This window comes from Novosphingobium sp. PY1 (genome assembly GCF_017312445.1).
In the GTDB taxonomy this organism is placed as follows: domain Bacteria; phylum Pseudomonadota; class Alphaproteobacteria; order Sphingomonadales; family Sphingomonadaceae; genus Novosphingobium.
Genome location: NZ_BLTI01000017.1, coordinates 72,768 through 85,837 on the forward strand (window position 1 = coordinate 72,768; position 13,070 = coordinate 85,837).

14 protein-coding genes are annotated in these 13,070 nt (G+C 65.1%); 1 reads left to right on the forward strand and 13 read right to left on the reverse strand.

Translation table 11 applies throughout. The features are described from left to right. The first annotated feature begins 34 nt into the window (after positions 1-34). Positions 35-1,702, forward strand: coding sequence for a winged helix-turn-helix domain-containing protein (locus J3474_RS21210; RefSeq protein ID WP_207095515.1), 1,668 nt, complete (start codon positions 35-37; stop codon positions 1,700-1,702). On the opposite strand, the gene J3474_RS21215 is transcribed toward J3474_RS21210, so the two are convergent. From J3474_RS21215 to atpD, 13 genes are all read right to left on the reverse strand, one after another. After that, the gene (locus tag J3474_RS21215) at positions 1,621-3,657 is read right to left on the reverse strand and encodes a TonB-dependent receptor (protein ID WP_207095516.1); all 2,037 of its coding nucleotides are present in this window, start codon (positions 3,655-3,657) and stop codon (positions 1,621-1,623) included. The two genes, J3474_RS21210 and J3474_RS21215, sit on opposite strands and share 82 nt — an antisense overlap. Positions 3,658-3,773: 116 nt before the next feature. Continuing rightward, positions 3,774-4,460, reverse strand: coding sequence for a phosphoribosyltransferase (locus J3474_RS21220; RefSeq protein WP_207095517.1), 687 nt, complete (start codon positions 4,458-4,460; stop codon positions 3,774-3,776). Beyond that, positions 4,457-5,113, reverse strand: coding sequence for a dienelactone hydrolase family protein (locus J3474_RS21225; protein ID WP_013836744.1), 657 nt, complete (start codon positions 5,111-5,113; stop codon positions 4,457-4,459). The genes J3474_RS21220 and J3474_RS21225 overlap by 4 nt, the downstream gene beginning before the upstream one ends. Continuing rightward, positions 5,110-6,435 (reverse strand): erythromycin esterase family protein, encoded by a 1,326-nt coding sequence (locus tag J3474_RS21230; RefSeq protein ID WP_207095518.1) that lies wholly within the window; start codon positions 6,433-6,435, stop codon positions 5,110-5,112. The genes J3474_RS21225 and J3474_RS21230 overlap by 4 nt, the downstream gene beginning before the upstream one ends. A gap of 105 nt (positions 6,436-6,540) precedes the next feature. Beyond that, positions 6,541-7,404 (reverse strand): F0F1 ATP synthase subunit gamma, encoded by an 864-nt coding sequence (locus J3474_RS21235; protein ID WP_207095519.1) that lies wholly within the window; start codon positions 7,402-7,404, stop codon positions 6,541-6,543. Beyond that, positions 7,397-8,953: a F0F1 ATP synthase subunit alpha gene (locus J3474_RS21240; RefSeq protein ID WP_242528553.1), complete on the reverse strand. Its 1,557-nt coding sequence runs from the start codon at positions 8,951-8,953 to the stop codon at positions 7,397-7,399. Before J3474_RS21240 ends, J3474_RS21235 begins: the two co-directional genes overlap by 8 nt. Further along, on the reverse strand, positions 8,940-9,683 hold the full coding sequence (locus J3474_RS21245) for a F0F1 ATP synthase subunit delta (RefSeq protein ID WP_207095521.1): 744 nt from the start codon (positions 9,681-9,683) through the stop codon (positions 8,940-8,942). Before J3474_RS21245 ends, J3474_RS21240 begins: the two co-directional genes overlap by 14 nt. Before the next feature lie 4 nt (positions 9,684-9,687). Next, entirely contained in the window at positions 9,688-9,936 is a 249-nt protein-coding gene (locus J3474_RS21250; RefSeq protein ID WP_007014698.1) for a F0F1 ATP synthase subunit C, read from the reverse strand. Beyond that, complete coding sequence (locus J3474_RS21255) at positions 9,920-10,630, reverse strand: F0F1 ATP synthase subunit A (protein ID WP_207095522.1); 711 nt, start codon at positions 10,628-10,630, stop codon at positions 9,920-9,922. The genes J3474_RS21250 and J3474_RS21255 overlap by 17 nt, the downstream gene beginning before the upstream one ends. Next, positions 10,627-10,911 carry an ATP synthase subunit I gene (locus J3474_RS21260; RefSeq protein WP_007014696.1) on the reverse strand — a complete coding sequence of 95 codons (285 nt, stop codon included), beginning with the start codon at positions 10,909-10,911 and terminating at the stop codon, positions 10,627-10,629. Before J3474_RS21260 ends, J3474_RS21255 begins: the two co-directional genes overlap by 4 nt. Further along, positions 10,908-11,195 (reverse strand): AtpZ/AtpI family protein, encoded by a 288-nt coding sequence (locus J3474_RS21265; protein WP_041558333.1) that lies wholly within the window; start codon positions 11,193-11,195, stop codon positions 10,908-10,910. The genes J3474_RS21260 and J3474_RS21265 overlap by 4 nt, the downstream gene beginning before the upstream one ends. Further along, positions 11,192-11,641: a F0F1 ATP synthase subunit epsilon gene (locus tag J3474_RS21270; protein ID WP_207095523.1), complete on the reverse strand. Its 450-nt coding sequence runs from the start codon at positions 11,639-11,641 to the stop codon at positions 11,192-11,194. Before J3474_RS21270 ends, J3474_RS21265 begins: the two co-directional genes overlap by 4 nt. Beyond that, positions 11,638-13,068 carry a F0F1 ATP synthase subunit beta gene (gene atpD, locus J3474_RS21275; protein ID WP_207095524.1) on the reverse strand — a complete coding sequence of 477 codons (1,431 nt, stop codon included), beginning with the start codon at positions 13,066-13,068 and terminating at the stop codon, positions 11,638-11,640. The genes J3474_RS21270 and atpD overlap by 4 nt, the downstream gene beginning before the upstream one ends. Positions 13,069-13,070: the final 2 nt, after the last annotated feature.

Genomic DNA, 13,070 nt, shown 5'->3' on the forward strand with positions numbered 1-13,070 from the left:
AGCCAGGGATCAGTGAATGAGGGGGGCATGATTTTTGGCCGATGGTTTGCCGATAAACGAGCCAATCGCGGTCGATCCGCGATCGCCCGGGTCAAAACAGCTTGCCCACCGCGAGGATTTCCGCCTGGGCAAGGCGATCGTGCGTCCGTCTCTTCGAACGATAGAAGGGCCCCTGGCCCTGCTTACGGCAGAACCGCGCGTAATGCAGGTCCTGCTTGCCCTTGCCGATGCCATGGGTGCAGTGCTGAGCCGCGAGGACCTGCTGCTCAATTGTTGGGGAGGGCGGATCGTCGGTGACGACGCTGTCAATCGCGTCATTGCCGAATTGCGGCGCCTGGCCCGTGAAACCGGAGCCGGGTTCGTGGTCGAAACGATTCCGCGCACCGGCTACCGACTGGTAGGACAGATCGAAGAACTCCCTGTCGCCGGGCCGAATGCTGCCGTCCCTGTTGAGGGTAATGCACCGCGCGGCTTCGAAAGGCGCGCCTGGCTAGCCGGCGGCCTGGCGGTTCTGGTCGCGGCATCCGGATCGGCCTGGTGGCTGGCTGCAAGACACACCGGCGGCTCTGCCGCGCAGCAAATCGCCGAGGGGCGCCGCATCCTGCGCGAGCTATGGCCCGACCAGGATATGCGCGGCGTCGAAGTGCTGCGCAAGGCAGTCGAACTCGATCCCGACAATGCCCAAGCCTGGGGCCTGCTCGCAATGGCGTGGCGCAATGTCGCGGAAGGCGCGCCGCCCGACCAGGTCAGCGATGCCGTGACCGGATGCGAGGAAGCGGCAAGGCAGGCACTGGCGCTCGACCGGAACGAAGGCAATGCCCTGGCCGCCCTTGCCACCCTGCGCCCTTACCTTGGCGACTGGCAGGCAGCCGAGGACCGCATGCGAGATGTCCTGAAAGTCGCTCCCGACAACGCCAATGTGCTGCTTCATCTGGTCACTCTGCTGCAATCGGTAGGGTATGCGCGGCAATCGTGGGAATACAATGAAAGATCGATTGCACTGGAGCCTCTATCGCCGCCACATCAGTTTCGCAGGGCACTGAAATACTGGATTTTCGGAAGGATCGCCGAAGCCGATCTGGCGATCGACCGCGCCATGCAGCTCTGGCCGAAGTATCCGGCAATCTGGAGCGCGCGGCTGTATATCTTCGCCTTTACCGGCAGGACTAGGGCCGCGCTGACCTTGCTGGACGACGTGAGCCTGCGCCCCGCCAAGTTCACCAGCGAGCAGGAGGAACGCTGGCGCATCGCGCTCACTGCACTGGACACGCCCAGTTCTGCAAACCTGGCCGAGGCTCGCCGTGCTCTGGCGCAGGCGGTCACACCGGGCTTCTCGGTTCAGGCGGTCATGTGCCTTTCGGCCATGGGCGAGCTCGATGCCGCATTCGATGTCGCGCAGGGGTTCCTGCTGCGCAAGGGGCCGCTGGTCGGCTCGATCTGGCCGGTGCGGAACCAGATGATATCGCCGGATGATCTCTGGCGGCGCACGATGAACCTGTTCACGCCCGCGACTCGACCGATGCGAGCCGATCCCCGTTTCGCATCGCTCTGCGACGGTATCGGTCTAACGCGGTACTGGAAGGTTCGCGGTGTCGGTCCGGATGCCTTCCTCATGCCAGATCAGAAACTGGCCTCGAGGCCCAGCCCCAGTTCGCGTGGGTCGCTTGCAGTCGCCAGCCCGGATCCGGCCGAGAACTTGTAGGTCAGATGGAATTCATCGAGGAGGTTGCGGGCGTAACCGAAGACGGTGAAGCGAGAGAAAGTCCACGAGACTTTGGCATCGACGCTGGTCGATGCAGCTATCCGCCGCTCGTAATCCTCGGTGTCATCGCTGAAGTATCGGCCATTGTGCCGCATCTGCGCCGAAAAGTGCAAGGTCTTGGCAGGATTCCAGCTGATCGCAACCGATCCGCTCAGATGCGGCGATCGCTGGAATTGCTTGCCTCTAATCGGGTCGGAAACCTCGATTGTCCGCGTAATGCGCGTATCGAGCAGACCGAGGCCCGCACTCAGGCTGAAATGCGGCGATGGCTTCCAGTCGGCTTCGAGTTCCATGCCCCTCGACCAGGCGCGCGGCGCATTGCCGACCTGGACAGCCGTCACCAGCTCCCCGTTGGGGGTACGAAAGACGATCGTTTCGGTGCGCTGGGCATCGTACATGTCGTAGACGAAGGCATTGGCGGCAATCGTCAACCGGCCGTCGTCCAGCTTTGCCCTCAGGAAAACCTCATAGTCCCACAGGCGTTCGGCCTCGAATGTTTCGATGCGTGCGGTTTGCGTATTGAGCGAGAGACCGCCTGGATTGTAGGCGCGATGTACCTGCAGGCCCAACCGTAGGTTCGGGGCGGCATCCCAGGCGAGGGAGACGCGGGGCAGCCAGGCCGAAAAGCTGCGATCAAAGTCTACCTGGATGGTCCTCAGGCCGCCGATGAGACCCCCGGTCCGCAGCTGGCTGTCGCGCTGGTACCGCAGAGCGGTCGTCAGCGTGAGGGTGCCGGTCAACGGCAGTTCGGCTTGGCCGAAGAGACCCAGACTTCTCTGCAGGTCCATGAAGGTGCCTGATCCGAATTGAAGCGCAGATATGTCGATGGTCTGGCCCAGCGTCGCACGGGTGAAATTGAGGCCTGCATTCAGGCGAAGTCCCGATTGTGCACGCCATCCCAGGAAAGGTTCGATCGAGAAATCATGCGTGCCGATCCTGGCACGCCCCAGACCCGGCGGCGCGTAGCGGTGTACCTTGACGTCCCCATAGCTCAACGTGGCATGGGCATCGAAGGCGCCGTCCGGAAGATAGGCAAGGCGCCCGGTCAGCGAATTCGTCCTGATCGCAAAGATCCCGTAATTTGCATTGGGATTGCGCCGTTCTCGATAGGGGGCCTCTACGCCTTCCACTTGCGGCATCTGTGACCGGCCATGTCCATAAGTGACGAGCAGGCTGGTATCGGGAAGCGTTTCGGGTTGAACCAGCAGCTTGGCGCGCAGGAGGTCGAAATCGTCACGGTTCGGATCGATTCCCGCCGCCGGGTTGGTGATACGGCTGGATGTGCGGCTACGGCGCACGTCGCCGGAAAGCCGAAGGGCGACCTCATTGCTGACGAGAGGCACGGACAGGGCCGCGGAAGCCTGACGTGTCATCGCCTCGCCTGCGATCAGGCGCGCCTTCCCTTCCCAAGCGAAATCCGGATCTTCAGTCTCGATGAAAATCGCACCGCCTATCGAATTGCGTCCTTGGGTAGTGGACTGGGGACTGCGGAAAATTTCCACGTGCTCGACATCCCAGAGCGGCGTCAGCCCGAAGGCCAGTTCGTAATAGCTCACCGGGCGACCGTCGACCTGGATCGTGGCCCGCGGGCGAGAGCCACTCAGGAAGGCGGCGAGATCGCGCACGACGCCCGTCGAATCCTGTCCGCGAATGACTGGCCCCTCGCCACCAGAACCAAGTTGGACGTTCGGCACAAACTGGAGCAGTTGCTCAATGCGATCGGGCGCGGCCTTGTCCTTGATCGTGCGCGCGGTCTCTACGCTGACGCTTGAAGCCGTATGCTGGACCGAACGGGCGATCCGCTCGCCTGTAACAATGATCTCGTCTCCGGAAGCAGGTTCCGACGGGGGCAGCGCAGCAGCGGAAGCCGAAGCGAGATATAGTGCAGCCAGCATAATTGAGTGAAAGCCAAGCCCCCTCTACCGGCCGGACCCGGGGGGATATTTGTAGAGCAAGTTTGCGCTTGGCGCCATCGTGCCGTCGGGGGGCTTCTCCTTGCCGCAGCGAGGCTTCAGATATCGCTGGCCTCGCGCAGGCCCGGCTTTTCCCAGGCCTTGGCTTTTACCAGCAGGCGAATGACTTCCTCGTCTCCGGTCTGGTCGAAGTTGCGGTAATGCTGGCCAACCGCATGAAATGGCGTGGGTGAGGAGAGGCAGATCACCATGTCGCACATTTCCCGCAACTCGGGGAGGACGTCGGCAGGGGCTAGGGGAACGGCGAGGATTATCTGCGAGGGACCTGCCTTGGCGAGTGCCTTGAGCGCGGCGCGCACGGTGCCGCCAGTGGCGATCCCGTCATCGACAAGGATAACCGTGCAGCCGGAGAGCGTCACTGGAGGGCCGGTGCGGTAGAGCGCGCGGCGCCTCTCGATCTCGGCAAGCTGGCGGGCGATCTGCATGTCGATATAGTCGCGGTCTGCGCCGACCAGGCGGGCCATAGCCTCGTCGATGACGATTTGCGGCGATGCCCCGTCGACAAGGGCGCCAATGCCGTATTCCTCGTGACCCGGCGCGCCGATCTTGCGCACCATCAGGATGTCGAGCGGTGCGCCCAGGACCTTCGCCACTTCGAAACCCACCGGCACGCCGCCGCGGGGCAGGGCGAGCACGACCGGGTCTTTCAGGTCGAGCGTTGAGACAGCCTTCGCCAATGCTACTCCGGCATCCTCGCGATCGGCAAATCCGGACCGACCAGTCATAGCACATTTCCAAGGTGGTGGCGAAACCACAGACTCGCGAGTGTGACGACCTGATCGAGGGTGCCGGGTTCCTCGAAAAGATGTCCGGCGCCCGGAACGATGGCCATGTCCTTTTCGCACCTCAGGGCATCGTAGGCGGCGGCATTGAGATCGATGACTATTCCGTCCAGCTCTCCGACGATCAGCAGCGTCGGGGCCTGCACACGAGGAAGCATGTCCGCCCCGGCAAGGTCCGGACGACCGCCGCGCGAGACTATGGCGGCAATGCGCGGATCGTCGGCAGCGGCCCTGAGCGCCGCGCCGCCACCGGTGCTGGCGCCAAAGTAGCAGGGACGCAGGTCGCTTGTTTCGGGATGATCGCGGGTCCAGTCGGCAGCGCCGCTCAAGCGCTCGGCCAGCAGCGCGATGTCGAAGACGTTGCGGCGATCGTGTTCCTCCTCCGGCGTCAGCAGGTCGAGCAGTATCGTTGCCAGTCCATCATCGCGCAGTCGGGCCGCGACGTAATTGTTGCGCGGGCTGAGCCGGCCGCTGCCGCTGCCGTGCGCGAAGATGACGAGACCTCGCGCCCCTGCCGGTACGCCCAGGATAGCGGCTAGCGCATGCGGGCCAATCTGAACTTCCTTGAGCCCGGTTGAAGGGAGCGGCGCGATCATAGTCCGAAGGGCCAGGTTTCCGGCGCGCCGTGCGGGCGTTCATGCCCCAGGGGCGTGACCGCCCTGGCTTGTTCGAACCAGACGAAAGCGTCGAACTGGTCGGCCAGGATGGCTTCGAAATAGTGGCTCGCGCGTTCGGTCTCGGGACGATAGACGACCCCGATTGCCCGCTCGAGGAGGGTCTGGGACAGCATCTCGACAAGCCGCGGATCCTTGCGTCTGCGCCAATCGGTCAGACTTCGGGCATGACCCGTCCGGCGGAACGCGGCTTCCCAGCTATCGTCGCGCGCCGGGCGAACCTGCATCACACGCATGTCCGCGCCCCAGTCCGAAGCCGCCGCGACGGTGCCGCGATCCGTGCCGAAACCGATCAGCACTGCCTCGTTGCCAAAGGCCGCCCGGCACAGTTCCCCGATGTTGAATTCGCCGTGCCAGCCCATCGCCGTCGCCGAAGCATTGCCGACATGCGAATTGTGCGCCCAGATCACGGCACGGGCGTCCTTGCGATGGGCCATCAGCCTGAGCAGCGTATCGAACATGTGCCGATCGCGTTGGTTCCAGCTTGCCGCGGAACCGCGATACATCGCGCGGTAGTATTGCTCGGCGGCGCGCACGATGCGCGCGTTCTGTTCTGCATCGAAAAAGGCCTCGCCGTCCTGTCGGATATAGTCCATCCGCTCGGCAAGCAGGCCTTCGAGCTGCGCGACCACCGCGTCCTCGCAGCCGTGCAGGGTCCCATGCTCTACCGCCCGGCCATAGTGCTGCGGTTCATCCTGCCAGGGCATGAGGCAGGCATATCGCCGGCGCGCCTCGGCCGCCGCGGCCTCGTCATGCGCATCGAGATAGGCAATCACGGTATGGATCGACTCGCCCAGCGAATAGACGTCGAGACCATAGAGGCCCGCCCGCTCCTTATCGGGAAGAGCTTCATTATGGCCGCGCAACCAGTCGGCGAAAGACAAGACTTCCTCATTGCGCCACATCCACGTCGGGAAGCGCACGAAGGGCTCGCCCTTGCGCGGGCGGGCGGCGCGGTGCCGGGCATAGGCATCGATCCGGGCCACGTCCGGCCAGTCGCCTTCGACCGCCACGATGTTGAAGCCATGCTTTTCGATCAGGCGCCGGGTAATCGCGGCGCGCGCGGCATAGAATTCATGAGTGCCATGCGTCGCTTCGCCCAGCAGCACGACCCGCGCATCGCCGAAATTTTCGAACGCATCGGCGAAGTGCGGCGCGTCGGGGCTCGGCAGTATCCGGGCCGCGTCGCGCAGGCCGTCCAGAAAGTCGGCCTCGTTCACCGTTATTCGGTTCTGGATCGTCATGGTGAGACTCCCAGCAAGCGTACGGTCTGGATAGGATCATGCGCCTGTCTCTTGCATTGATCCAGAGCAATCTGGCTGCAAAAGGGCTGGCGGCGCTGGCGCTTATCAGCGCAGGGACGCCCCACCGGAGGCAAGTTCAATGACTTCTTCGGTAATCTGTTCCTGCCGCATGAGTCGCGCCCTGGCGGCAAGTTCGTCGCTGCGGCGGGCCACGTTTTCGCGCGCCGCGACCATGGCCTGCATGCGCGCCTCGTTCTCTGCTGCGAAAGAAAGGACAAGCGCTTCACAGATCTCGGCGAAAACGTATTCGTCGGCCAGCTGTGCAAGCAGCCTTTCCGGCGGCAGCTGAATTATCGGCGGCTGGGCCTTGGAGAGAGGGGCGAAGCGCGAGAAGTCGAAGGGCAGGAGCGGGCGGACTTGCACCGGGCTCTCGGGCTGCTGCGCGTCGGTCGCGGCGTGAACGAGCAGCACCTCACTGACCTCGCCGTTCGCAATACGATCGAACAGGGCATCGGCGATGCGGTTGGCGAGTCCAGCGATCTCCTGCGCATGGGTCGCCATCGGGGCGGACCAGTTGACGGTAAGCACGCGTTCCGACGCGGCCGAAGCAACGTGACTGCCGACGAGGAGAAGTTCGCAGCTCGGAGTTCGGCTCGACCTTGTCAGCGGGGTAAGGGCATCGAGAAGTCGGCCGTTGAAATTGCCGACGAACCCCTGCTCCGCGCCGATTGCCAGAACGATGGATTTCCGGTTCCCGCCTTTAGCGGCATTGACGGGCGCCTGGGGGACAAGCGCAAGCGCCTGGGCAATCGCCTCGCCGATTGTCCGGGCATAAGTCTGGATACCGGGAAGCCTTGCCTTGGCTTCGCGCAAGCGAGCCGCGGCTATGGCGCGCACGGCGCCGATGACGGATGAGAGCTGGTGAACGCTTTCGATCCGCGCTTCGACTTCGGCAAGCCGATCAGCCATGGTCCTGTGCCTTGTCGGCCAATGCACCGACGATGTCTGCAAGGCGGGTCAGGTCGGCATCATCGATCTCGGAATTGGCGTTGATCCTGTCGACCAGATCGCGGGCGCCGGAGGCCAGTGCGCTATCCACCCGGCTCTGCAAGGCGGGGATCGTCTCGGGCGCCGCTGTATCGAGTTTTCCGGCATTGAGAGCGGCAAGAAGCGCCACTTGCGCTGCGCCCGACAGGCCCGCGAAGCGGTCCTGTGTGAGAACCGCGCGAATGCGCTCGCCGCGTATGAGAATCGGCTTGAAGCGCTGGTCCGACATTCCGCCGAAGCGGGTAAACATCTCCAGTTCAAGGAACTGGGCATAGTCGAGCCTGATCCGTCCCGAGACCTGTCGCAGCGCGCGGCGCTGTGCCTTGCCGCCCACGCGGCTGACGCTCAGGCCAACGTCGACGGCGGGGCGCTGATTGGCCGCGAACAGGTTCGTGCTGAGGACGATCTGCCCGTCGGTGATCGAAATGAGGTTGGTCGGGATATAGGCTGAAAGATTGCCTGCATCAGTCTCCGCAATCGGCAGGGCCGTGAGCGAGCCGCCGCCAAGCGCAGGCGAGAGATGCGCCGCGCGTTCCAGCAGCCGAGCGTGCAGGTAGAAGACGTCGCCGGGATAAGCCTCGCGGCCGGGAGGCTCACGCGTCAGCAGGGCCAGTTCGCGGTGCGTGGCGGCGTGCTTGGTCAGGTCGTCGATGACGATCAGCGCGTCCTGTCCCCGGTCGCGGAAATATTCGGCCATGGTCATACCGGCGAAGGGCGCGATCCACTGCATGCCGGGACTGGCCGCGGCAGAGGCGAGCACGAAGATGCAGCGTTCCGGCGCGCCGTGGACTTTCACCGCCTCGATCACCCGCTCGATCGCCGTAGCGCGCTGGCCGACCGCGACATAGACGCACACCACGCCGGAATTCTTCTGGTTGACGATGGCGTCGACGGCGATGGAGGTTTTTCCTGTCGCCCGGTCGCCGATGATCAATTCGCGCTGCCCGCGGCCCAATGCGAAGAGGGAGTCGACCACCAGGACGCCGGTCTCGACGGGCTGCGACACAAGGTCGCGCTCGATGATCGCCGGGGCCGGGCGCTCGACCGGCCAATGATCGGCCGGGGCGATGGCATCGCCTTCGTCCAGCGGGCGGCCGAGCGGGTCGACGATCCGGCCAAGCAGATCCGGCCCCACCGGCACCCGGACGACATCGCCCGTTCCCGACACGCGCGTGCCTGCCTCTATGCCTGTCAGGTCGTCGAACAGGACGGCGCTGATCGCGTCTTCGTCGAGGGCAAGGGCGAGCCCGGTCTGCCCGCCCTCGAAATGAAGCAGTTCGTTGAGGCGGACTTCAGGCAGGCCCTGGATCCGGGCAATGCCGTCGGCGACATGGGTGACCCGGCCGAAGGTTTCGGCCTTTGCGGACAAGGCAATCCCGGCAAGCCGTTCGCGCTGGCGCGCCAGCCAGTCGTGCGCAAGCGGATCGTCGGCTGCCGCGCCGCCGGGTTGGGATGGCCTAGTGCCGGTCATGGTCATCCAGTCCGTCCAGCACATGGCTCAGGTCTGACCGCAGCGAATTCTCGATAGCGGCCATGTCCGTTTCCAGGGCAAGGCCGCCAATAAGTTCGGGGTCCACCACCGTGTCGAATTCGACCTCCCGGCCCAATGCGCGCGTTAGGGCCGCGAGCAGCGCTTCGCGGTCGTCCGGCGAAGGCGTGCGCGAGAGGCTGACGGTGAGCGGCTTGCCTTGCAGCCCGATCCGCTCGCGCACTTCGGCGGGCAGCGAGGCGAGGGCATTTTCGAAGCCGCCGAGAAACCCGGTGAGGGGGATCTGCTTTGCCGGGCCTTGCAGCAGCCTTGCGGCGATTTCCGTCGCCAGCCGGCTGGCATCGTGTTCTACCTGCTCGGCTGCTTGCGCGCGCAAGTGCGTGCTCGCGTTCTTCGCGTCCTCTTCGATGCGGTGGGCTTCCTTGCGGGCGGCCCCGACAATTGCGGTGCGAGTGGCCTCCGCCTCGGCCTGTGCTTCCTTGATCAGTTGCCGCTTCTGGCTTTCCAGCGCGCCGCGCTCGCGCTGCGTCCCGGCAAGGGCCTCTGCCGCCTTCGCACGTTCTGCTTCGGCGTCGCCTAGCAGCTTTGCCGCCGCTTGCTGGCGCTGGGCCACAATGCGCGCCATCGGCTGGAACAGGAAGCGTCCCAGCAGCCACAGGAGCACCAGCAGATTGATGGTCTGCAGGCCCAGTGTCCACCAGTCGAGGTGCATCAGTTCACTTCACGAAGGGATTGGCGAAGAGCACGAGCAAGGCGACCACGAGACAATAGATCGCCATCGTCTCGATCATGGCGAGGCCGACGAAAAGCGTGCGGGAAATGGTGCCCGCTGCATCGGGCTGGCGCGCTATGGCGTCCATGGCCGCCGCGACTGCGCGGCCTTCGCCAAGCCCCGGACCAATCGCTCCGAACGATACGGCGATGGTGGCTGAAAGGATGCTGATTTCCTCAATCGTCATGCACATCTCCCTGGCTGGTCGTTGGATTTCTGGATGGGGAGCCCTCGCTGATCGCGGCGCCGATGAAGACTGCGGCGAGAATGGCGAAGATGTAGGCCTGCACGGCGCCCGTCAGCAGATCGAGCGCCATGAGTGGGATAGGCACGAAGAGGCCGGCAAGCGAAAGGATGATGCCGATCACGAAGACCCCGCTCATGACATTGCCGAAAAGGCGGATGATCAGGGAAAACGTGCGCGTCAGTTGCTCGATGATGTTGAGCGGTATCATGATCCAGCTGGGCTGCGCGAACGTCCTGAGATAGCCGCCAGGGCCGTTGACCCGCACGCCGTGAAAGAGCGTGGCGGCCAGCACGATCAGTGCCAGCGCGGCGTCGGTCTCCAGATGGGCTGTCGCCGGTTCGACGCCGGGGAGCAGGCCGGACCAGTTGGCAATCAGGATGAACAGTGCGATCGTTCCGATCAGGGCGCGGTAGGGCGCCGGATCGGACTGCATGACTTCGCGAACCTGATGGTCGATGGCACCGGTTACCAGTTCTGCGGCCGCCTGTACCTTTCCGGGGCGCAGTGCAAGGCGGCGGGTCAGCAGGACCGAGCCGAGCGTCATGACCGCCATGATCGCCCAGGTCGCGATGACCGGCTGGGTGATCGGCACGGGCCCGATGTGGAAGACCGGCTCGATGGCAAGCGGAGAGGCGTTCACGGCGTTTCCTCCTTGCCAACCCTTCGCATGACCAACCTGCGTCCGACGAGAACTCCGGCCGCGCCGCCCAGCAGGCAGCCCGCGCCGACCCGCGCCATGACGTAGAGCGCGGCGGCCAGCACGGTCATCCGGGCAAGCTGGAGCAGGGCGGCGCGCATGGCCCTGCCTTGCAGGTAATCGCCGCTGACCTGCAGCAGCGAGCGGAAATGGATCAGGCCGAGCAGCAATCCCACTGCGAAACCGGCCAGAGCCTCAAGAGCGATCGGGGCCAGCTGCATCATCCGATGCGTCCATGCATCCAGCGCCAGGCAGACCAGAAGCCAAGGGCTGCGCCCAGCATCAGGAAAGCGGCGGAAAAGACGATCCCGGTGGCCAGGTGCCGGTCGATCCAGCGGCCGACGAACAGGGCGAAAAGCATGGGCAGGACGATCATCCAACCCAGCACGCCAATCTGGCCCAGTCGCGCGCCGAGCGAGGGTTCGGGCACATCCTTGCCAAGGCGGGCGCGTCGTTCCTCCGTGCGCGCGGCTTCGGCCAGGCGGTCGTCGGGCGGGTCCGCGGTCATGGCACCTCTCCTTCGAGGATGGCGCGCAGCGGATCGCCGCTACCCGGGCGCAGATAGCGCATGAGCTGGCGAACCGCGCGTGCATGAAGCTGCGTCTGTGCGACCCGCGCCTTGCGCTCCGCCTCGCCCTGGCTTTCGCGCATGGCGGCAACTTGCGCTTCCAATCTGTCGAGCCGCTCGCCGCAAAAGGCTTCGCGGCAGGCAATGGCAAGGTGCCTGCCGCCGCTCAGCGTGAGGACGCCGCCGCGTACCGCGCAATAACGCATGGTTCCATCGGCCTCGCACCAGCGCACGACCGAGGCGGGCAGCGCCGTCAGGAGATCGGCATGGCCCGGCCGCAATCCGAAGCTGCCGCTCTCGTCCATTGCCCGCACCGAGCGCACACCCTCGACCGAAACCACCGAGGCTTCAGGCGTCGCGATGGAGAGGTGGAGCCCGTCGTTCATGCGGCGGCCTCCCTTGCGGCGGATTCCTTCGCCCGGGCTTCCTCGAGTGGGCCGATCATGAACAGGGCGCTTTCCGGCCAGTCGTCGCATTCGCCATCGAGGATCGCCCGGCAGCCGGCGATGGTGTCTTCCAGCTTCACTGACTTGCCGGGGGTGCCGGAGAATGCCTCCGTCACTGAGAAGGGCTGCGTCAGGAACCGCTGCAGCTTGCGCGCTCGCCCGACGATGCGGCGGTCCTCGCTGCCCAGTTCCTCCATGCCGAGCAGGGCGATGACGTCCTGCAGCTCGCGGTAATGCTCGATCGCCCGGCGAACCTCGATGGCGACGCGGGCATGTTCATGTCCGACGATGGCAGGGTCGAGGAGGACCGAGGACGAAGCGATAGGATCCATGGCTGGATACATGCCCTCTGCAGCCATCGAGCGCGACAGGACGACCATGGAATCGACATGGGCGGCAATCGTGGTGACGGCCGGGTCGGTGAAATCGTCGGCAGGGACATAGACGGCCTGAATGGCCGTGACTGCGGCCTCGCCGACCGAAGCGATGCGTTCCTGCAGCGCGGCCACTTCGCTGGCCAGCGTCGGCTGGTAGCCCACGCGAGAGGGCAGGCGGCCCAGCAGGCCGGACACTTCTGCGCCCGCCTGGACGAAGCGGAACACGTTGTCCATGAGCAGCAGGACGTTGCGGTGTTCCTCGTCGCGGAAATGCTCGGCGATGGTAAGTGCGGTCATCGGCACGCGCCAGCGTGCGCCGGGCGGCTCGTTCATCTGCCCGTAGACGAGGACGGTGCGCTCCAGAACGCCGGACTCGCGCATGTCGAGCAACATCTCGTGGCCTTCGCGCGAACGCTCGCCGACGCCTGCGAAGACCGAGATGCCCTGATAGCCGCTGACCATGGCGTGGATCAGTTCCATGACCAGCACGGTCTTGCCCACGCCGGCCCCGCCGAACATCGCCGCCTTGCCGCCGTGGGAAAGCGGTGTCAGCAGGTCGATCGCCTTGATCCCGGTCAGGAACAGCTCTGTCGATGGGCCCTGGATCGCTATCGGCGGAGGGGGGCGGTGGATCGGACGGCGCGGCGTGGCAGGCGGTATCGCCGGTCCGTCATCGCCGGGGTTTCCGACCACGTCGATGAGCCGGCCCAGCACGGCCTGTCCGACCGGAGCGGTAAGCGGACCGCCAAGCGACTTTGCGCGCTCTCCGCGCCTGAGGCCGGCAGTCGCCTGCAGGGCAATGCAGCGTACCGTGCGCACATCGAGGTGGGCCTGCACTTCGGCGATGATGCTGGTCCCGCCGGTCTCTTCGATCAGCACGGCCTCTTCGATCGCGGGGAGCTTGCCCGGCTGGAAACGGACATCGACCACAGCCCCGCGAACCGCCACGACCGCGCCATCGCTGTGCTCGGTACGATCCGGTACTGCCATCG

Coding starts and splice junctions, on each gene's coding strand:
- J3474_RS21215 (WP_207095516.1), bottom strand. CDS start 3,657: ATGCTGGCTGCACTATATCTCGCTTCGGCTTCCGCTGCTGCGCTGCCC.
- J3474_RS21220 (WP_207095517.1), bottom strand. CDS start 4,460: ATGACTGGTCGGTCCGGATTTGCCGATCGCGAGGATGCCGGAGTAGCA.
- J3474_RS21225 (WP_013836744.1), bottom strand. CDS start 5,113: ATGATCGCGCCGCTCCCTTCAACCGGGCTCAAGGAAGTTCAGATTGGC.
- J3474_RS21230 (WP_207095518.1), bottom strand. CDS start 6,435: ATGACGATCCAGAACCGAATAACGGTGAACGAGGCCGACTTTCTGGAC.
- J3474_RS21235 (WP_207095519.1), bottom strand. CDS start 7,404: ATGGCTGATCGGCTTGCCGAAGTCGAAGCGCGGATCGAAAGCGTTCAC.
- J3474_RS21240 (WP_242528553.1), bottom strand. CDS start 8,953: ATGACCGGCACTAGGCCATCCCAACCCGGCGGCGCGGCAGCCGACGAT.
- J3474_RS21245 (WP_207095521.1), bottom strand. CDS start 9,683: ATGCACCTCGACTGGTGGACACTGGGCCTGCAGACCATCAATCTGCTG.
- J3474_RS21250 (WP_007014698.1), bottom strand. CDS start 9,936: ATGTGCATGACGATTGAGGAAATCAGCATCCTTTCAGCCACCATCGCC.
- J3474_RS21260 (WP_007014696.1), bottom strand. CDS start 10,911: ATGATGCAGCTGGCCCCGATCGCTCTTGAGGCTCTGGCCGGTTTCGCA.
- J3474_RS21265 (WP_041558333.1), bottom strand. CDS start 11,195: ATGACCGCGGACCCGCCCGACGACCGCCTGGCCGAAGCCGCGCGCACG.
- J3474_RS21270 (WP_207095523.1), bottom strand. CDS start 11,641: ATGAACGACGGGCTCCACCTCTCCATCGCGACGCCTGAAGCCTCGGTG.
- atpD (WP_207095524.1), bottom strand. CDS start 13,068: ATGGCAGTACCGGATCGTACCGAGCACAGCGATGGCGCGGTCGTGGCG.